We start from the raw sequence: 18,964 nt of genomic DNA, 5'->3' as shown, positions 1-18,964 counted from the left end.
GGACGATGTGCGTTTGCACCGTCACCATCCACTTCGCGATGACGCGAGTTCATTTTAACGCAACGTCCCACTGTTTCCATTGATATCCGGAAGTTCGACGAAACCTGCTTTTGGAGAGGAAGTGCCGGCTGCGCAAAGCCAGCGATATCCCGCGCAAACAGCGGGCGGTTGATGCATATCAACCCACCAGCGTCGCGCTACAGTAAGTAACGTGCAGGACGGCATTTCGAATGGTACCGCCATGCAACCCGACTATGGGATTTTCCTGCCAAGCCCTGCTCGGACCCTGGCTGCCGGCATCCTGCTTGCGCTCGCGTTCAGCTTTTCGCCGTCGGTGTGCAAGGCGCAAGATGAACTGAAGCTGAGCGATGCGCAGGCGCGGAATCTAGGTGTGCGCGTGACCCATCCGATCGCGAGTCGGACCGATCTGACGCTGCCCTATCCCGTCCAAATCGTGATCCCGACGCCGCAATTGTGGGTCGTCAGCGCACCGGTGTCCGGCATGGTCGCCAATCTCTGGGCCGGGCGCGGCGACCGCGTTTCGGCCGGCCAGCCGCTGGTCACCTTGGAAAGTCCAAGCTTCGTCTCTCAACAGCGCGACTACCTGCACGCGATCGCACAGGAAGTTCTCGCCACCCAGCAGCTCAAGCGAAACGTCGATTTGTTCGAAGGCAAGGCTGTCCCGCAACGCGTGTTGGAAACCAGCCAGGCAGAGGCGCGTCAGGCTACTCTCGTCGTCGCCGAGCGGCGGCAGATGCTGCATCTAAGCGGGATGTCCGATGAGGCAATTTCGCGGCTGGCCCAGGAAGCGGCTATCAGCGGGACGCTCACGGTCAATGCGCCGCAGCCTGCATCAGTGGTCGATGTCACGGTATCGCCAGGACAACGGGTCGAACAATCCACGCCGCTCGTCAAGCTCGCGCGGCTCTCGCCGCTATGGGCCGAAATCGCGGTTCCTGCCGCCAATATCCGAGCGATCCGCACCGGTGCCAATGTCGAGTTTGAGAATTATTCAAAGCCCGGCAAGGTCGTACTGGTCTCCGAGACCATCGACCCCGCTACCCAAACCATTCTGGTTCGCGCGGAAGTACCCAACGACGGAGAGCTGCATCCCGGTCAGACGACCGCCGCCCGCATCGGCTTTCTCTCCGCCGGCGAAAGTGCCTGGGAGATTCCCTACAGCGGGCTGGTGCGGCGGGGCGAACAAACGTCGGTCTTTGTCGCGTTCGACGGCGGCTTTCGGCTGGTCCCGGTCAAACTGGTTGCGGAAGATCAGGACCATGTCGTCGTGTCGGGCCCCGTAACAGAGCAAGACGAGATCGCGATCGGCGGCATCTCGGCGCTTCGCGGCATTCTCTCGGGACTGGGACAGTAGATGCTCCGGCGACTTATCGCGTTCGCGCTTTCGCAGCGACTGTTCGTGATGCTGGGTGTGGTGCTGCTGGTCGCCGCCGGCATCGTCCTCCTGCCCAGCCTGCCGATCGACGCGTTTCCCGACGTCTCCCCGGTCCAGGTGAAGATCATCATGAAGGCGGCGGGCCTTACCCCCGAAGAGGTCGAGCAGCGCATCACGGTCCCTATCGAGCTTGAACTGCTTGGATTGCCTAACAAGAAAGTTCTTCGTTCAACCACGAAATATGCATTGGCCGACATTACCGTCGATTTCGAAGACGGCACTGACATCTACTGGGCGCGCAACCAGGTGTCGGAACGACTATCGAGCATCTCGCGTGATTTCCCTGACGGGGTGAGCGGCGGTCTTGCGCCGATCACGAGCCCCCTGGGCGAGATGTTCATGTTCACGATCGATAGTCCCGAACTCTCGCTCGCCGAACGCCGAGGCCTGCTCGATTGGGTGATCCGTCCCGCCCTGCGTACGGTCGCCGGTGTTGCCGACGTCAATGCGCTCGGCGGCTACGTGCGTGCCTTCGAGGTCGTGCCGCGCAATGATGCACTTGCCGCCCGCGGCATTTCGTATGACCTGTTCCGTCGGGCGATCGAAGCCAACAGTCGCAACGATGGCGCCGGACGGGTGAACCAAGGCGAGGACAGCGCCTTGGTTCGGGTTGAAGGCAGCATCCGGTCGACAGAAGACATCAAGGCCATAGTCGTTGACGCGCGCGAGGGAGTGCCGATCCTGGTCAAAGACGTCGCGAACGTCCAGGTCGGGACGCTGACCCGCTATGGCGCAGTCACGTCGGACGGGCACGGCGAAACCGTCGAGGGGCTGGTGCTCGGCTTGCGCGGTGCCAATGCGGGGCAGCTCGTCCGAGACGTACGTGCCCGACTCGCTGAGCTGCAGCCTTCGCTGCCGAAGGGCGTTTCGATAAACGTGTTTTATGACCGCAGCAGCCTGGTTAACCGCGCCGTGGGCACGGTGATCCGGGCACTCGGCGAGGCCACAGTCCTCGTCATCGTTCTTCTGCTGCTTTTCCTCGGCAACTGGCGGGCTTCGCTGGTGATCGCTCTCAGTCTGCCGCTGGCCATTCTCATAGCGCTCATCGTCATGCGCGTCGTGGGAATGTCGGCCAACCTGATGAGCCTGGGCGGACTTGCGATCGCGATCGGCATGTTGATCGACGCGCTCGTTGTCGTCGTCGAGAACATCGTCGGCAACCTCGGCAAGCACGAACCGAGCAAGGCGACTCCGCTCATCCACCTGGTCTACCGCTCGGTTTGCGAAGTCCTGGAACCCGTCGCCTCGGGCGTCCTCATCATTATGATCGTGTTCGTACCACTGCTGACCCTGCAGGGACTGGAAGGGAAGCTATTCATCCCCGTCGCACTGGCAATCATTTTCGCGCTAGCCGGCTCGTTGCTGCTGGCGCTCACCGTGATCCCGGTCGCGACCTCCTATCTGCTGAAGTCCGCGTCACATCGCGATCCCCTCTTGATTCGGGCGGCACAGCGGATCTACGCACCGGCGCTGGACTGGGCCCTGGACAACGAGCGCAAGGTGATCGCTGCAGCGCTGATCGGCCTGCTCGTAGCGGGCTTCGGCTATACAAAGCTCGGCAAGACCTTCATGCCGACGATGGACGAAGGCGACATCATCGTCAGCGTAGAGACGCTTCCTTCCGTCAACCTCGACGAGTCGCTGGCTATCAATGCAAGGCTCCAGACCGCACTTCTGGCCGTACCTGATATCGCCGGTATCGTCGCACGGACCGGGTCGGACGAACTTGGCCTCGATCCCATGGGCCCCAACCAGACCGACACGTTCCTCGTGCTTAAGCCGGCCGCCGAGAGACAGACCGACAGTCGCGAGACCCTTCTGCAGAAGCTTCGTGAGGTTCTGAACGGCTTTCCCGGTATCTCGCTCAGCTTCACCCAGCCGATCGACATGCGCGTGCAGGAGATGATCAGCGGCGTGCGCGGCGACGTCGCAGTCAAGATCTTCGGCCCCGACATCGCCAGACTGAACGAAATCGCAGCAAAGCTGTCGGGCATTCTGTCCGGCATAGATGGTGCCGAGGACGTCTACACCACGCTCAACGAAGGCGCTGAATATTACACAGTCGCCGTCAATCGAATGGAGGCCGGCCGCCTCGGCCTGACGGGGGACTCCATAGCGAACTCGCTCCGCACGCAGATCGAGGGCCGAACGATCGGTACCGCGCTCGAGGGGGGACGCCGCACGCCGATCCTCATCCGCGGCAGCAAGACAACCAGGGAGGCGCCGACGCTGTTGGCGAGCCTGCCAATGACGCTCGCTTCCGGACAGCATGTGGCGCTGTCGCAGGTCGCCCGGATCCAACGAGTGGACGGCCCTGTGAAAATCGACCGCGAAGACGGCGCGCGGATGAGCGTGGTCCGCGCCAACGTCCGGGGCCGCGACATGGTGGGCTTCGTCGAGGCGGCACGCCAGAAAGCGGCCGAACTCCCGCTCCCGGAAGGCTACCGGCTGACCTGGGGCGGGCAATTCGAGAACCAGCAACGTGCCGCCGCACGTCTCTCCATTGTGGTGCCGGTTGCGATCGGTCTGATCTTCCTGCTGCTCTTCACCACATTCGGCGCCATACGGCAGGCCTTGCTGGTCCTCGTCAACATTCCCTTTGCCCTGATCGGGGGCGTCTTCGCACTGGTTCTGACGGGCGAATATCTTTCGGTGCCAGCCTCTGTCGGCTTCATCGCGCTGCTCGGCATCGCCGTTTTGAATGGCGTCGTCCTGGTCTCTTATTTCAATCAGCTGCGGGCCCGCGGCCTGAGCGAGGATCGTATCGTCGTCGAAGGAGCCATGCGCAGGCTTCGGCCAGTGCTGATGACCGCGAGCATCACGGCGTTTGGCTTGATCCCGCTGCTGTTTGCCTCCGGTCCAGGATCCGAAGTCCAGCGACCGCTCGCCGTTGTCGTGATCGGAGGGCTCCTGTCGTCCACCCTGCTCACTCTGATTCTCTTGCCGATCCTGTATCGCCGCTATGGCGGGACGTCGAAGGTGACCTGATGATCGACCAGCCGGTCTGCCTCACGCTGATCTTGTCTCGCCAACTATGCGACGAGGTGTTCGACTATCTTACGGAGCAGACCGACCTGGTTTCGGGATTCACCGCATTGCACGGCGCTGGTCACGGCGCCGAAGTCCGATTGCACACCGCGGCCGAACGCGTGAAGGGCAACGCCGATCAGGCCATCGTGCAGATCGTTCTGGCGAGGTGCGATGCTGGCCGCTTGCTCGACCGACTGCGAGTTCCGTTCGCCGGGACCAAGATCGTCTACTGGACGACGCCCGTGACGGAGTTCGGCGCGATCGACTGAAGCAACCTATTCCGCCGAGGCCTTGGCGTGGCGCTCGGAGGACTCCAGCGCGGCCGCGCTCATGCTGCGCCGGCGCCAGATGGAGCCGACGGCCAGCACGACGACGACGCCGAGAGCTGCGCACAGATATTCGCCGCCTCCGCCGCCATGGGCGAATTGCGGCGGGATGCGCAAGGCGCTGAGCACGTTGTCGAGCGAGGCGCCGAACGGACCGTCGAACAGCGTGTGCAGCCTCGGCGCGATGCCGGGATCGGTCGCGATCACCTCGCCCGCAATCCAGCCGAGCAGCGCCGCGCCGGCCCACACCAGAACCGGCAGCTTTGCGAGCAGCGCCATGATCAGCGCCGCGCCGGCGACGATCAAGGGCACGCTGATGGCAAGACCGAGCACCAGCAAGGGCGCGCTGCCATTGGCGGCCGCGGCCACCGCAATGACGTTGTCCAGGCTCATGACGATGTCGGCGACGACGACGATCTGCACGGCCTGCCACAGATGCGAAGCCGACTCCACGCCGTCCTCGTCCTCCTGTTCCGGCACCAGCAGCTTTGCCGCAATCACGATCAGCGCAAGACCGCCGACCAGCTTGAGGTACGGCAGCTCCATCAGGCTCGCGACGATGCCCGTGAAGATGATCCGCAGCACCACCGCGGCGCCGGCACCCAGGATCATGCCCCACAGCCGATGCCGCGGCTTGAGGCCGCGGCAGGCGAGCGCGATCACCAGCGCATTGTCGCCGGACAAGAGGATGTTGATCCAGATGATCTTGCCGACCGCGACCCAGAAGGTCGGTTCGGCCATCTCAACGCGGAACTGGGTGAAGAATGCCCCGATCGTAGCGGGATCGAAGATCTGCCAGAGCCAGTTCACACTACGTCCTTTCGCCGCGTCTCGTTACCTGATCGGCTGACGGATCAGCCGACGATCTCGTTGCCCGAGAAGAATTGCGCGATCTCGATCGCGGCGGTCTCCGGCGCATCCGAACCGTGCGCGGAGTTCTCACCGATCGACTTGGCGTAGAGCTTGCGGATGGTGCCGTCAGCCGCCTTGGACGGATCGGTCGCCCCCATCACGTCGCGATACTTGGAGACGGCACCCTCGCCTTCCAGCACCTGGACCACCACGGGGCCCGACGTCATGAAGTCCACGAGCTCACCGAAGAAGGGGCGCGCCTTGTGGACCGCATAGAAGGTCTCGGCCTGTTCCTTGGTCATGCGGATGCGCTTCTGCGCGACGATGCGCAGGCCCGCCTTCTCGATCACGGCGTTAACCGCACCGGTGAGGTTACGCGCTGTGGCGTCGGGCTTGATGATCGAGAAGGTGCGTTCGATGGCCATGATGTTGTCCTTGAAGAGAAAACGGTGGTTCGGAGTTGCCGGGCTTATATCGGCGCCTTCGCCATACGGCAAGCGACCGCCAAAACCGCCTCGCGGGCGCTTGGCCGCAGGCCAGGAGTCAGAATGCCAACATGGATTACGACGATTTCACCTAAATGAACCCAATCTGAAGGCCTCGTCAGGGTTTGGTTCAGCCTCGCTCGGATAACCTCAGGTCCATCGAAACCAAAGCCTCCTCCCGAGGCGGACCGTTTCGGCGGCCTTTCCATCGACGCGATAGCCCCGCGTCGGCAGTTTTGAGGAGATCACCATGTTGAGGAAACTTTCGCTCGCCGCCGTTGCCGCGGTTGCGCTTGGTGCCGCGCTGGCACCGACCTCCGCCTCTGCGCACTGGCATGGTGGCGGCTGGGGCTGGCACGGCGGCGGCGGCGGCTGGCATCACGGTTACGGCTGGGGTGGCCCGCGCTTCTATGCCCCCGTCTCCTACGGCTATGGCGGCTGCTATGTGCGCCGGCTGGTCCCGACCCCCTGGGGACCCCGCTGGCGGATGATCAACCGCTGCTACTGAGCCCGACAGCACCTTTCCAAAGGTACCTGAGCCCCCCAAGGTACCTTCCAAGCGAAGCCCCGGCGTCCCCCAGCGCCGGGGCTTTGTATTCGGAGGGGGACATTGCGCGGCTTCACACAATTTTTGCTAGAATGCCGCGCAATCGCCGCGAGTGGCGAAACCATTTGGGGGCCAAGGACTTGGTACCGTGTTGCTTCTTTGAGAACACGGAACCCTGCGATGGCTGGCCCTTTTGCCAATGACAGCGAGCAAATCGACCGGCGCACCAGCCGCTCGATCTCCGATGCCGTGGCCGAACGGCTCCAGCAGAGCCTGCGGCCCGAAGCCAGGCTGCCGACGCACCTCGAGCAACTCCTCAATGAGCTGAAGCAGCGCGAGCGCGATTCGCACTGAGTTGACACGCACCGGCTTGCGGACACGGAAAAACGGGTTGCGTTTGATCGCGGGTGCGGTGACAAGGCCGCATGCTCTCCATCACCGACCTCTCCATCCGCCTCGCCGGACGCCTTCTGATTGACCAGAGTTCCGTGCAGATCACGCCCGGATCGCGCGTCGGCATGGTCGGTCGCAACGGCACCGGCAAATCGACCCTGTTCAAGGTGATCCGCGGCGAGCTCGCCGCCGAGCACGGCACGGTGACCCTGCCGCCTCGCTGGCGCGTCGGCAGCCTCGCGCAGGAAGCGCCGAACGGCCCCGAGAGCCTGATCTCAGTCGTGCTCAAGGCCGACCTCGAACGCGACGCGCTGCTCACCGAGGCCGAGAGCGCGGCCGATCCGCACCGGATCGCCGAGATCCAGACCCGGCTGGTCGACATCGACGCGCATTCGGCACCGAGCCGTGCCGCCGCCATCCTTTCCGGCCTCGGCTTCTCCGCCGCCGACCAGCTCCGCCCCTGCGCCGAATTCTCCGGCGGCTGGCGCATGCGCGTCGCGCTTGCCGCAACGCTGTTCGCGGCGCCCGACCTGTTGCTGCTCGACGAGCCCACCAACTATCTCGACCTCGAGGGCACGCTGTGGCTCGAGGATCACCTCGCCCATTATCCGCGCACGGTGATCGTGATCAGCCACGACCGCGACCTGCTGGAAAGCTCGGTCGACCAGATCCTGCATCTGGAGCGCGGCAAGCTCACGCTTTACAAAGGCACCTACTCCTCGTTCGAAGAGCAACGCGCCATGCGCGAGATGCTCGATGCCAAAGCGGTCAAGCGCCAGGAAGCCGAACGCGCGCGCCTGCAAGCCTTTGTCGACCGCTTCAAGGCCAAAGCCTCGAAAGCCCGCCAGGCGCAGTCCCGTGTGAAAATGCTGGAACGGCTGAAGCCGATCACGGCGCTGGTCACCCAGGACGTGCGCGAGATCAGCTTTCCCGCGCCCGAGAAGATCCTGTCGCCGCCGATCATCGCCGCCGACAACGTCGTGGTCGGCTACGATCCGAACACGCCCGTGCTGAACCGCGTCACCTTGCGCGTCGACAATGACGACCGCATTGCGCTGCTCGGCTCCAATGGCAACGGCAAGTCGACGTTGGTGAAACTGCTCGCCGGGCGCCTCGCTCCATTCTCGGGCAAAGTGACCCGCGCCGACAAGCTCTCGATTGCCTATTTCGCACAGCACCAGCTCGACGAATTGAACGAGGATGCCTCGACCTACGACCACGTCCGCAAGCTGATGGGCGAGGCGCCCGAAGCGAAAGTACGCGCCCGCGCCGGCGCGATCGGCTTTTCCGGCAAGGCGGCCGACACCAAGGTTGGAAAATTGTCGGGTGGCGAGAAGGCGCGGCTCCTGCTGGGACTTGCGACCTTCTTCGGCCCCAACATGATCATCCTGGACGAGCCGACCAACCATCTCGACATCGACAGCCGCGCCGCGCTCGCGGAAGCCATCAACGAATTTCCCGGCGCCGTCATCATGGTCTCGCACGACCGCTATCTGATCGAGTCCTGCGCCGATCAACTCTGGATCGTCGCCGACCGCACCGTGACCAATTACGACGGCGACCTCGACGAATATCGCCGCCTGGTGCTGTCCGCGCGCAATGGCGAGCCCGCGCCGCGCGAACGCAGCGCGGCGAGCGAGAAGCCGCAGCGTCCGAGATCGGACAATCGCGGCTCGCTGAAGAAACGCATCGCGGAAGCCGAAACCGAGATCGCCCGCGTCAGCGAGATCATCAGCAAGATCGACACTGCGCTGGCCCTGCCCGACATCTTCAGCCGCGACCCCAAGCAGGCCGCCCAACTGTCGAAAGCACGCGCCAATGCGGCCGACGCGCTGGCACGTGCCGAGGAGCAGTGGCTCGAGGCGAGCACGCAGTTCGACGAGGCGGCGGGCTGACGCCTACGCGACCGGGCCGACATCAAAATCGCAAAAACAACCCCATGCACAGTACCGGTATTTTGCTACCTGGTGATTAGCCGTTCAATAACCTGTTCTTTGCCGCACCGACTGAGCCGGCGCGTCTCGCGAAGCTTCGTCAGCATCATGTGGGAACTAACGCTCGCGCATGATCTCGTGCCGGTAACGCTGCAGCGGCGATAGCAGGTAGCTCAGGATGGTGCGCGAACCGGTCCTGATTTCGACGGTCACCGCCATTCCCGGGGACAGGTTGACGAGGCGGTCGTCCACCTGCATCCGGGTGCGATCGAGCGAGATACGGGCGCTGTAACTCAACTCCTGCCCGCTGGGCTCGCTGCTGTCGCGTTGCGTCGCGAGCGCACGGTCGCTCCCGCGCTCCTGCGGCCGGTCGCGGATGATGGCGTCCTGCGAGACGCTCACGACCCGGCCTGCGAGAAGCCCGTAGCGGGTGAAACTGAAAGTGTCGATCTTGATGGCGGCGCCCTGCCCGGCCTCGACAAATCCGATATCGCGGTTGGAGATCATCGCCTCGATCTCGAGCCGCGTATCGGTCGGCACGATCACCAGCAGCGACTGCGCGGGCGTGACCACGCCGCCCACAGTGTGGACCGCGAGCTGCTGCACGACGCCGTCGACCGGCGACGTCAGTTGCTGAAGCCTCGTCCTCTGCTGCGCCTTGATCAGATCGCGTGCGACGCCATTGGCCTTCTGTTCGCTCTTGGCAAGCTCGTCGGAGAGACTTTTCCTGTACTCGGCCAAGGCCTGGATGCGAGTCTCCCGGATCGCGGCCACGGCCGCCTCGGCCTCCTTCAAGCGGCTGCTCTGGACGCGAAGCTCCTCCTGCTGCTCGATCTGGAGCTGGAGGGTCTCATAGTAGGTCAGCTTCGAGCCGATCTCCTTCTCCATCAGCGTCTTGCGAATCTCGACACGCTGCTGGGTGACCGGCAGCAACGCATCAAGCTTGTGAATCGTCGCCGCAATCGTCTGATGTTCGGCCTCCTTCTGCGCTTCCTGACGCGCCAGCGCCGCGAGCTTGGCCCTGTTCTCGCTGACCTGATTGGCGAGGAGCTGTCGCTGCGTCGCGACCAGCATGGGATCGGCGTCCTCTGGTACGACGAGCTCGGCGGACACCTCTTCGCCGCCTGCCAATGCGGCGCGGAGGCGCGCGACGTTGAGCCGCTCGGCCATGAGATCGTCGTGCAGACGATCGCGCTCCGCGGCGTTCACGGTCGGATCGAGCTCGATCAGCAGGTCGCCCGATTTGACCGATTGGCCGTCCTGCACGTGAATGGCGCGCACCACGCCGGTCTCGAACGGCTGGACCACCTTGCTTCGCCCGCTCGACACGACCTTGCCGGTTGCGGAGGCCACGATGTCGATCGTGCCCCAGGCCGACCAGGCCATCGCCGCGCAGACAAGCAGCATCAGGACCATGGCGATGGCGCGGCCGATCGGCGATGGCGGTGTCTCCGTGATTTCCAGCGCCGCCGGCAGGAAGGCGACTTCCTCGGCGCGCCGGCCCTTTCCATTCCGGAACGGGATCACGGTCTGCTCCGGCCGCGGGGCCGGGACAGTGCTAGCCGACCTCATAAATGCCTCCCTGGAGACGATGCAGGGCGGCGTAGCGCCCGCCGGTCTTGATGAGCGCATCATGCGTGCCGTCCTCGACCAGACGGCCGCGTTCCAGGGTGAAGATGCGATCGGCGCCGCGGACGGTGGAGAGACGGTGCGCGATGATCAGGACCGTGCGGCCTTTCGCGATCTCCTTCATGTTGTCATGGATGATCCGCTCGCTTTCATAGTCGAGCGCGCTGGTGGCTTCGTCGAAGATCAGGATCCGGGGATTGCCCACCAGCGCGCGGGCGATCGCGATGCGCTGGCGCTGCCCGCCCGAGAGCGTCGAGCCGCGCTCTCCGACCACCGTATCGTAGCCCTCGGGGAGCTCCAGAATGAAATCATGCGCGCCCGCCAGCTTCGCCGCGTCGATAATGCGGTCCATCGGCAGGCTCGGATCGGCCAGCGCGATGTTGTCGCGCACCGACCGGTTGAACAGCATGTTGTCCTGGAGCACGATTCCGATCTGCCGACGGAGCCCGGCCGGGTCGGTCGTCATCAGATCCATTCCGTCGACGAGCACGCGGCCGCCTTGCGGAACGTAGAGCCGCTGCACCAGCTTCGCGAAGGTGCTCTTGCCCGAACCGGATGATCCGACGATGCCGACTGTTTGTCCGGCTGGAATGTCGAATGAGACATCGTGCAGGATCTCCGGCCCATCGGGCCGGTAGCGGAAAGACACGTGCTCGAAGCGGATGTTGCCCCGGATCGGCGGCAGCCCCGCGCGGGCGGCGGAGTAAGCCGGCTCCGCCGCGCTGTTGAGGATGTCGCCGAGCCGCGCGATCGACAGCCGCGCCTGATGAAAATCCTGCCAGACTTGCGCGAGCCGCAGCACCGGGGCTGACACCCGCCCCGCGAAGATGTTGAAGGCCACGAGCTCGCCGACGGTCAAGGCGTCACCGATCACTAGTCTGGCGCCGACATAGAGAATGGCGGCGGTGACGACCTTACTGACGAGCTGCACCAGCTGGCTTGCCGTGTTGCCGAGGCTGGTGACACCGAAGCTCGCCGAGACATAACCGGCGAGCTGCTCTTCCCAGCGACGCTGCATCTGCGGCTCGACCGCCATCGCCTTCAGCGTTTCGATACCACTGACGCTCTCGACCAGGAAAGCCTGGTTCTCGGCGCCGCGGCGGAATTTCTCGTCCAGCCTGCGGCGAAACAGCGGCGTCGCCACGGCCGAGATCGCGATGTAAAACGGGAACGACGCCAGCACGATGAAGCTCATCTGCGCCGAATAGGCGAACATCACCGCGAGGAACACCGAGGTGAAGACCATGTCGATGAGAAGCGTCAACGACGAGCTGGTGATGAAATTGCGGATGTTCTCGAGCTCACGGACCCGCGCCACGGAATCGCCGACGCGCCTGGCCTGAAACCAGGCCATCGGCAGCGCCAGCAGATGGTGAAACAGACGTGCCCCGAGCTCCACGTCGATGCGGTTGGTCGTGTGCGCAAACAGGTAATTGCGCAGGATCCCGAGCACGGTGTCGAACAGGGAGACGACGACGAGGCCGATGACGAGAACGTCGAGCGTAGACAGCGAGCGGTGTACCAGCACCTTGTCAATCACGACCTGGAAGAACAGCGGCGAGACCAGCGCAAAAAGCTGGAGGAAGAACGAAGCCGCCAGCACCTCGCCCAGCAGCCGCCGGTATTTGCCGATCGCGCCGATGAACCAGGTGATATCGAAATGCCGCCCGAGGTCTGACAGCCCGGCGCGCCGGACCATCAGGATCAAGCCGCCGTCCCAGATCGCGCACAGCTCGTCGCGTTCCATCAGCACCGGGCGCTGCGCCTCCGGGGACTGTACCAGCACCTTGTCGGCGGAGGCCTTTGCGATGACCATGAAGCCGCCGTCCCGCAGCATTGCAATCGCAGGCAGCGGAGTGTCCGACAGACGGCTCCACTGTGTGCGATAGGTTCTGGCTTTAAGTCCGAGAGACCTGGCGCAGCGGACAATGTCCGCTGCGCCGAATCTTGCCGCGCCCAGCCGGTGCCTGAGCTGCGCGCGATCGGCCGCAACACCTTGCAGATGCAGCAGCGTCAGCAACGCATCGAGCCCCGTATCGGTGGAGACCGCGTTGGTCATCATGAGCGTTCTCCGGGCGGATGCCGCCGGCTTCAGGCGTGCTGGGGCGGTGCGAGCACCTGGCTCTGCGTCGCGTGCGGATCGGGCAGCGGCATCTCGCCGTTCCCCTCACCTGCCGGGACGAAGCTGGCCGCCATGGCCTGGTTGAGCAGCATCGCGGCCGCAAACGCTCCGCCCTGGATGACGACGTTGTTGCCGGTGCCGCCGTCCAGGATGTCGAGGCCGCCGCCGCCGATCAGCACGTCATCACCGGCACCACCTGCCAGCGTGTCGTTGCCGGAACTGCCGATCAGCACGTCGTCGCCGTTGCCGCCATTGGCAACGAGCTGGATGCCGCCGTGCAAGCCGGAAGCCGTGATGACGTCATCGCCATCGAGGCCGTTGATGACGATCCTGTCACCCGCGCCGGCATCGGTGATGTTGATGTCCTGGCCAAGCCCCGACACCGTGATGATGCCGTCGTGCTCGGTCACCGTGATGACGTCGTTGCCGCCGGTTGCGTTGATGGTCACGGTATCCGCGGCGCCGTCATTGGCGCCGAGATCGAGATCGACCTGGCTCACGCCGGTGCCGGAGAGGTCGCCGACGGTAATGTTGTCGGCACCGCCGAGGGCATTGAAGTCGACATGTTCGACCCCGTTCAGGTCCATCGCAATGGCGGCGACATCTCGCGTGAACAGCACCCGGCCGCCATTGGCCGAAATGTTGATGTTCTCGCTGATATTGGCGCCGTTGAATGCCAGCGTGTCGGTGCCCTTGCCGCCTTCGACGGTGTCGCTGCCGTCGCCGGGATTCCAGACGAATGTGTCGTCGCCCGCGTCCAGATTGGCGAAATCATTGCCGCGTCCGCCGTTCACGATGTCATTGCCGGCACTGCCTGTGATGGTGTCGTTGCCGTCGCCGCCATTGATGTTGAGGCTGAACGACTGTCCGGCCTTGATGGAAGACGCATTGATGACGTCATTGCCTTGTCCGCCGTTGATGCCGAGCACATCACCGGCGTCCGCATGCGCAATCGACACCTGCGCAGCGAGGCCGTTGACCACGATCGATCCGCCGGCGGTCACGACCGATATGTTGTCGTCACCATTCGTGCCGTTCACGGTCACGCGGTCCGCCGCGCCATCGCCGCTCTGGCTGCCGGGGCCGGCGCTGAGGTCGATGGCAACCTGCGTGATTCCTGTCCCGGTCAGATCGTTGACGGTGATGTTGTCGGCGCCGCCTGCTGCCGCGATCTGCACGTGCTCGACGCCAGCGAGGTCCATGACGATAGCACCGACGTCACGGGTGAGAAGCGCACGGCTTCCGTTCGCCGAGACCGACATGTTCTCGGCCACGTTGGCGCCGTTGAACACCAGCGTATCGGTTCCCGCGCCGCCTTCGACAATGTCGCTGCCTTCACCGGGATTCCACGTGAAGATGTCGTCGCCTGCGCCAAGAAGCGCGACGTCATTGCCGCGGCCGCCGATGACCTTGTCGTTGCCATCGCCGCCGATCAGGGTGTCGGCTCCCTGGCTGCCGGTGATGGTGTCGTTGCCCGCGCCGCCGTCGATGGTCAGCCCGATCGCCGCGCCGAGCGTGGATGCATCGATGACGTCGTTGCCGCCGAGCGCCTGAACGACCAGCCGGTCGTTGCCGGCCTCTGCATTTGCGATCGTCACGAGCTCCGGCAGCCCCGTGACCGTGACCGTTGTGCCCGTGGCTGTGACCTCGATGTGCTGATTGCCGTTGCTGCCGTTGACGGTCACCGTGTCAGCTGCGCCGTCGCCTTGCGTCCCTCCCGGAACGGCTCCGAGATCGACCAGCACCTGCTTGACGCCGGTCCCGGTGAGATCGCCGACAGTGATGTTGTCGGCGCCGCCACGCGCATCGAATTCGATCTGCTCGACGCTGTTGAGATCCATCGTGATGTTGGCAACATCGCGGGTGAAGCGCACCCGGCCGCCATTGGCCGAGATGTCGATGGTCTCGTTGATGTTGGCGCCATTGAAAAGCAGCTTGTCGCTGCCCGATCCGCCTTCGACCGTGTCGCTGCCGTCACCGGGATTCCAGATGAAAGTGTCGTCGCCACTCCCGAGCTGGGCGACGTCGTTGCCGCGTCCGCCATTGACGATGTCGTCCCCGCTGCCGCCGATGATGAGGTCGTTGCCATCGCCGCCGGTAATCCTGTCGTTGCCGGCGCCGCCATCGAGCGTCAGCGAGATCAGGCTGCCGAGCCCGTTGCCCGCGGTGATGACATCGTCGCCGCCCCCACCGTGCAGGACGAGATTTTCCGTCGTGCCGATGTCGAGCGAGAACGGCACCGCGCCCGTCCCGTCGAGCCGCACGCGGGTGCCGTTCGCCGTGATCGTGAACGTCTCGGCGGCGTCGTTTCCGTTGACCTGAGCCGTATCGTTGCCCTCACCACCCTCGAACAGGTTGGTGCCGCCGCCCGGATTCCAGATCATGACATCGTCGCCGGCCTCGCCGAACAGCTGGTTGTCGCCGCTGCCGCCGTCCAGGACGTCGTTACCCGCTCCGCCGAACAGCAAATCGTTGCCGCCGCCTCCCTTGATCAAATCGTTGCCGGCCTGACCAAACAGGAGGTCGGCTCCCGAGCCGCCCGTGATCCTGTCATTGCCGTCGCCGCCGAAGATGTGCACCGCGGGCATCGGGCCGTGGCATTCGTCGACGGTGATCGTGTCGTCACCGCCTTGACCGAAGATGTCGATCGCAGTGGTGTTGTCGACGGTGGGTTCGCCACCAACCGTTTTCACGTGCCCGTTATTGACCAGGATGCGGCCGGACTTGTCGCGACTTATCACGAGGCCGTTATTCGCGCTGTCGCCGAAAATGGTGAGCTGCCCCGTAACCGGGGAAAACACAGAGGTAATGGACATCCAAATGATCCTTCCGACCTAGCCCCTCCCTTCGATGCGTAGCAGCCGCGCACATGACATTCTTGAACCGTTGCTTGAGACGCGCGTGATTATTCTGGAGATTTCCTCCAGTTTTGCTTCGGGGCAGTTTTCGAAAACGAATGCGAAGGCTCTCTCATCACGAATCGCGTGATCACGGATCACGCGTAACGCCCCCGTGATTTTCAACGCGCGCGGAAAAACGCGGCTCGAGGCAATGAAGGCGCTTTGGGCGAAGGTCGGCATCCGCGACGTCGAAACTCGCGAACAAGATCGCCAGCGAGCGCGAACGCAGAGATCACGGTTCACGCCCGCCATCGCAATCAATGGATGCAAAATCGCTTGACGATAGGGGCAAGCATGCGCGGCCGATCGCAGCGACAGCTGCAACCAGCATCAGGGCAAAAGGCCAAACCCGTTACGCCGCCGACTTCTTCTTCGGCTTCGGCTTGGTCGCCTTCGGCATGACCGGCGCCTCCGGCGTGCCCTCGATCGAGGACAGGCGGCCGGCCGTGAAGGTGTAGATGCCGGCGCGCGGACCGGTCGTCCAGGTCACGACCGCAACGCGCCTGCCGGCGGCATCACCGGAGAGGTTGACGCTCGAGGGCGCGCCGATGCCGCGCACCACATCGCACTCGGTGTGGCCGAGCGCGACGGTGCCGCCCATGGGAGCCGGCGCGGTCGTCGACGCATTCGCATCAGCCGGCCCGGGCGGCGGCGCCATGCCGGCACAAGCCCCGTCGGCGCTGACCAGATCCTCGGCCCCAACCGGCTTGTCGGGGGTTAGCGGCGGCGACTCGATCGAGATGCTTTTGATGAACAGGCGGCTGGGCGTGTTGAACCACTGGGCATCCCTGGACAACAGATCGGTCCCGCCCGAACAGCCCGCGACCAGCGGGGCTATGGCCGCCAACGCAACTATGAGCGAGCTGGGAAGCTTTTGATGTCGCACGATAAACTAATTTCCCCGAGTGAAGGATCGGCCCTAAGCAATTGTACCAACACCACTTTGCGGCACGAAGGTGACAAAAGCCATCATCCCCCGAAAAGTGCAAATTATCATTAATTGCGAGCGACCGCTAATTCCGCTTCTGCCATCGGCCCCGCTCGTCGGCCTGCCAATAGGTGACATCAAATCCCCGCGCCTTGCAATCCGTCCAGGCGCTGCGGGCGAACGCAAGCGCGTCCGGATCGTCACCGTCGAACAGCAGCACCATGCGCTCATAGCCCTGCGCGTCCTGCGGCAGCGCGGCGTTGTCGACGAGGAAGCGGACATTGGCACCGTTCGGATTGTCCTCCTCGACCGCCAGCACGATCGGCTGATCGGCGGCGTCGCTCACCCGCCAGGTCGCGTGCGGCAGGAAGGAATCGTCGCGATAGGTCCACAAATGGGCGTCGAGCGCATCGGCGCGCTCCGGCGAAGTCGACTGCACCACGACGCGCCAGCCGCGCTCGAGCGATTTCTCGAGAAGCGGCGGCAACACGTTCTCCACCGTCATGTTTTGCAGATGGTAGAAAAGGACTTCAGTCATCTCGGGTCATTTGCGTTCGTAATGGTCGGCGACCAGACGGTCGAGCAAGCGAACGCCATAGCCACTTCCCCAGCTGTGGTTGATGTCGGTCTTCGGCGCGCCCATGGCGGTCCCGGCGATATCGAGATGCGCCCAGGGCGTGCCGTCCACGAAGCGCTGGAGGAACTGCGCCGCGGTGATCGAGCCGCCATGGCGGCCGCCGGTGTTCTTCATGTCGGCGAACTGGGAATCGATCAGCTTGTCGTATTCAGGGCCAAGCGGCAGGCGCCAGACCTTCTCGCCGCTCTCGATGCCGGCCGCCAGCAGCCGCTCGGCAAGCTCGTCGTTGTTGGAGAACATGCCGGCATGCTCGGTGCCGAGCGCGACCACGATGGCGCCGGTCAACGTCGCCAGATCCACCATGAATTTCGGCTTGGTTTTCTTGGCGACGTACCAGAGCACATCGGCGAGCACCAGGCGGCCTTCCGCGTCGGTGTTGATGATCTCGATGGTCTGTCCCGACATCGAGGTGACGATGTCGCCCGGGCGCTGCGCGTTGCCGTCCGGCATGTTCTCGACGAGGCCGATGGCGCCGACGACGTTGACCTTGGCCTTGCGTGCGGCGAGCGCATGCATCAGGCCGACGACACAGGCCGCGCCTCCCATGTCGCCCTTCATGTCCTCCATGCTGCCGGCCGGCTTGATCGAAATGCCGCCGGTGTCGAAGCAGACGCCCTTGCCGACGAAGGCAACCGGCGCCTCACCTTTCTTGCCGCCGTCCCAACGCATGATCACGGTGCGGCTCGGCCGCGCCGAGCCCTGGCCGACGCCGAGCAGCGCGCCCATGCCGAGCTTGTCCATCGCCTTGACGTCGAGCACCTCGATCTTGACGCCGAGCTTGCGGAGCAGGCCCGCGCGGCGCGCGAACTCCTCGGGAAAAAGCACGTTCGGCGGCTCGTTGACGAGGTCGCGCGCAATGATCACGCCGTCCACGATCGCACCGGCCGATGCAAACGCCTTCTTCGCGGCGACGACATCGCCGACAGCAAACGAGACGTCGGCGCGCGTGCCGCCCTCCTCGCCGTCCTTCTTCTTGGTCTTGTAGCGGTCGAACTTATAGGTGCGCAGCCGCAGGCCCGAGGCGATCGCGACCGCCTGCTCGCTGGTCATGGCGCCATTGGGAAGTTCCGCCATGATGGTCATGGCCGCCGCTCCGGCCGGAAGCTTGCTCGCCGCCACGCCGCCGAATTTGAGGAAGTCGTTGGCCTTCAGGCCGGCCGCCTTGCCGGCGCCGATCACGATCAGGCGGGTGGCCTTCACGCCCTCCGGCGCTAGGATGTCGAGCGCAGCGCCGCTTTTGCCCTTGAAGGCGGCGGCGGTCGCCGCCCGCTTCACGAGTTCGGTGGCCCCACCAAGCGCCTTGGCGGTCGCCGGCCCGAGCTTCAGGCTGTCGTCGCAGAACACGACCATGATGCCACGGACGGCGGCAGACAATGGAACGAAGCCGACCTTGATGGCATCGGACATGAGTAACTCCTCAAAAACACAGGGCTTTTTACCGATCGGCGTCCCGGCCACGGGCCGGAGCTGAACGGCGATTCACTGGGCGTAATGCACTATGGGCCACCGGCCCGGTCGATGCCAAGCACCCCCCGTGGCCGAGGGGCCACAACGAGGGAAATATTAACCATATATTGAGGGTGCCACGGGGCAGCCATTTTGTTGACGGATCAAAGGGATGGTACTGAGAGAGTAAGCCGGCGGATGAGATGGTTGGCCGACCTTGGGGATCCCCTTGCGGGGATTGGTTGGACAGCCGGAATTCCGGCCGGCATTGGGGACTTG

General features: G+C 64.2%; 14 protein-coding genes. 6 read left to right on the top strand and 8 right to left on the bottom strand.

Annotation, left to right across the window (positions count from 1 at the left end; translation table 11 throughout):
- Positions 1–241: 241 nt before the first annotated feature.
- Genes ABIB90_RS27330 through ABIB90_RS27320 form a run of 3 tightly spaced genes read left to right on the top strand, consistent with a single transcriptional unit; the run spans position 242 to position 4,755 of the window.
- On the top strand, positions 242–1,375 hold the full coding sequence (locus ABIB90_RS27330; RefSeq protein WP_354163466.1) for an efflux RND transporter periplasmic adaptor subunit: 1,134 nt from the start codon (positions 242–244) through the stop codon (positions 1,373–1,375).
- On the top strand, positions 1,376–4,444 hold the full coding sequence (locus ABIB90_RS27325) for an efflux RND transporter permease subunit (RefSeq protein ID WP_354201690.1): 3,069 nt from the start codon (positions 1,376–1,378) through the stop codon (positions 4,442–4,444).
- Positions 4,444–4,755 carry a DUF3240 family protein gene (locus tag ABIB90_RS27320; protein WP_354163470.1) on the top strand — a complete coding sequence of 104 codons (312 nt, stop codon included), beginning with the start codon at positions 4,444–4,446 and terminating at the stop codon, positions 4,753–4,755. Before ABIB90_RS27325 ends, ABIB90_RS27320 begins: the two co-directional genes overlap by 1 nt.
- Before the next feature lie 6 nt (positions 4,756–4,761).
- Here the strand turns inward: ABIB90_RS27320 and ABIB90_RS27315 are convergent, their stop codons facing one another.
- Together ABIB90_RS27315 and ndk are read right to left on the bottom strand one after the other, a co-directional pair.
- The gene (locus ABIB90_RS27315; RefSeq protein ID WP_007591952.1) at positions 4,762–5,622 is read right to left on the bottom strand and encodes a TerC family protein; all 861 of its coding nucleotides are present in this window, start codon (positions 5,620–5,622) and stop codon (positions 4,762–4,764) included.
- 44 nt (positions 5,623–5,666) lie between these two features.
- Positions 5,667–6,089, bottom strand: a complete 423-nt coding sequence (gene ndk, locus ABIB90_RS27310) for a nucleoside-diphosphate kinase (RefSeq protein WP_007591953.1) — start codon at positions 6,087–6,089, stop codon at positions 5,667–5,669.
- A 310-nt stretch (positions 6,090–6,399) separates the two neighbouring features.
- On the opposite strand from ndk, the gene ABIB90_RS27305 reads away from it, so the two are divergent.
- The 3 genes from ABIB90_RS27305 to ABIB90_RS27295 all read left to right on the top strand — a co-directional run bounded on the left by ABIB90_RS27305 (position 6,400) and on the right by ABIB90_RS27295 (position 8,984).
- Complete coding sequence (locus ABIB90_RS27305) at positions 6,400–6,657, top strand: sulfur globule protein precursor (protein WP_219683178.1); 258 nt, start codon at positions 6,400–6,402, stop codon at positions 6,655–6,657.
- Positions 6,658–6,876: 219 nt separating this feature from the next.
- A complete protein-coding gene (locus ABIB90_RS27300; protein ID WP_007591955.1) occupies positions 6,877–7,050 on the top strand; it encodes a hypothetical protein in 174 nt (57 codons plus the stop codon).
- Positions 7,051–7,121: 71 nt separating this feature from the next.
- Positions 7,122–8,984, top strand: a complete 1,863-nt coding sequence (locus tag ABIB90_RS27295) for an ABC-F family ATP-binding cassette domain-containing protein (protein WP_354163474.1) — start codon at positions 7,122–7,124, stop codon at positions 8,982–8,984.
- 156 nt (positions 8,985–9,140) lie between these two features.
- On the opposite strand, the gene ABIB90_RS27290 is transcribed toward ABIB90_RS27295, so the two are convergent.
- From ABIB90_RS27290 to ABIB90_RS27265, 6 genes are all read right to left on the bottom strand, one after another.
- Positions 9,141–10,595, bottom strand: a complete 1,455-nt coding sequence (locus ABIB90_RS27290) for an HlyD family type I secretion periplasmic adaptor subunit (RefSeq protein WP_354201689.1) — start codon at positions 10,593–10,595, stop codon at positions 9,141–9,143.
- On the bottom strand, positions 10,582–12,714 hold the full coding sequence (locus ABIB90_RS27285; protein ID WP_354163478.1) for a type I secretion system permease/ATPase: 2,133 nt from the start codon (positions 12,712–12,714) through the stop codon (positions 10,582–10,584). The genes ABIB90_RS27290 and ABIB90_RS27285 overlap by 14 nt, the downstream gene beginning before the upstream one ends.
- 29 nt (positions 12,715–12,743) lie before the next feature.
- A complete protein-coding gene (locus ABIB90_RS27280; RefSeq protein WP_354163480.1) occupies positions 12,744–15,590 on the bottom strand; it encodes a beta strand repeat-containing protein in 2,847 nt (948 codons plus the stop codon).
- 436 nt (positions 15,591–16,026) lie between these two features.
- Positions 16,027–16,521 carry a hypothetical protein gene (locus tag ABIB90_RS27275; RefSeq protein ID WP_198288228.1) on the bottom strand — a complete coding sequence of 165 codons (495 nt, stop codon included), beginning with the start codon at positions 16,519–16,521 and terminating at the stop codon, positions 16,027–16,029.
- A gap of 166 nt (positions 16,522–16,687) precedes the next feature.
- Positions 16,688–17,140, bottom strand: a complete 453-nt coding sequence (locus tag ABIB90_RS27270; RefSeq protein ID WP_354163483.1) for a DNA polymerase III subunit chi — start codon at positions 17,138–17,140, stop codon at positions 16,688–16,690.
- A 6-nt stretch (positions 17,141–17,146) separates the two neighbouring features.
- Positions 17,147–18,646: a leucyl aminopeptidase gene (locus ABIB90_RS27265; protein ID WP_354163485.1), complete on the bottom strand. Its 1,500-nt coding sequence runs from the start codon at positions 18,644–18,646 to the stop codon at positions 17,147–17,149.
- Between the last annotated feature and the right edge of the window lie 318 nt (positions 18,647–18,964).

The sequence above is a fragment of the Bradyrhizobium sp. JR4.1 genome, assembly GCF_040548605.1.
In the GTDB taxonomy this organism is placed as follows: domain Bacteria; phylum Pseudomonadota; class Alphaproteobacteria; order Rhizobiales; family Xanthobacteraceae; genus Bradyrhizobium; species Bradyrhizobium canariense.
Note: the sequence above shows the minus strand (reverse complement) of the source record. Positions and strands in the feature narration are given on the sequence as shown.

Excerpts from the sequence above, each read along its gene's own strand:
- ABIB90_RS27325 (WP_354201690.1), top strand. The coding sequence starts at position 1,376 with ATGCTCCGGCGACTTATCGCGTTCGCGCTTTCGCAGCGACTGTTCGTG.
- ABIB90_RS27285 (WP_354163478.1), bottom strand. The coding sequence starts at position 12,714 with ATGATGACCAACGCGGTCTCCACCGATACGGGGCTCGATGCGTTGCTG.
- ABIB90_RS27300 (WP_007591955.1), top strand. The coding sequence starts at position 6,877 with ATGGCTGGCCCTTTTGCCAATGACAGCGAGCAAATCGACCGGCGCACC.
- ABIB90_RS27290 (WP_354201689.1), bottom strand. The coding sequence starts at position 10,595 with ATGAGGTCGGCTAGCACTGTCCCGGCCCCGCGGCCGGAGCAGACCGTG.
- ABIB90_RS27330 (WP_354163466.1), top strand. The coding sequence starts at position 242 with ATGCAACCCGACTATGGGATTTTCCTGCCAAGCCCTGCTCGGACCCTG.
- ABIB90_RS27270 (WP_354163483.1), bottom strand. The coding sequence starts at position 17,140 with ATGACTGAAGTCCTTTTCTACCATCTGCAAAACATGACGGTGGAGAAC.
- ABIB90_RS27280 (WP_354163480.1), bottom strand. The coding sequence starts at position 15,590 with ATGTCCATTACCTCTGTGTTTTCCCCGGTTACGGGGCAGCTCACCATT.
- ABIB90_RS27295 (WP_354163474.1), top strand. The coding sequence starts at position 7,122 with ATGCTCTCCATCACCGACCTCTCCATCCGCCTCGCCGGACGCCTTCTG.
- ABIB90_RS27265 (WP_354163485.1), bottom strand. The coding sequence starts at position 18,646 with ATGTCCGATGCCATCAAGGTCGGCTTCGTTCCATTGTCTGCCGCCGTC.
- ABIB90_RS27305 (WP_219683178.1), top strand. The coding sequence starts at position 6,400 with ATGTTGAGGAAACTTTCGCTCGCCGCCGTTGCCGCGGTTGCGCTTGGT.
- ndk (WP_007591953.1), bottom strand. The coding sequence starts at position 6,089 with ATGGCCATCGAACGCACCTTCTCGATCATCAAGCCCGACGCCACAGCG.
- ABIB90_RS27320 (WP_354163470.1), top strand. The coding sequence starts at position 4,444 with ATGATCGACCAGCCGGTCTGCCTCACGCTGATCTTGTCTCGCCAACTA.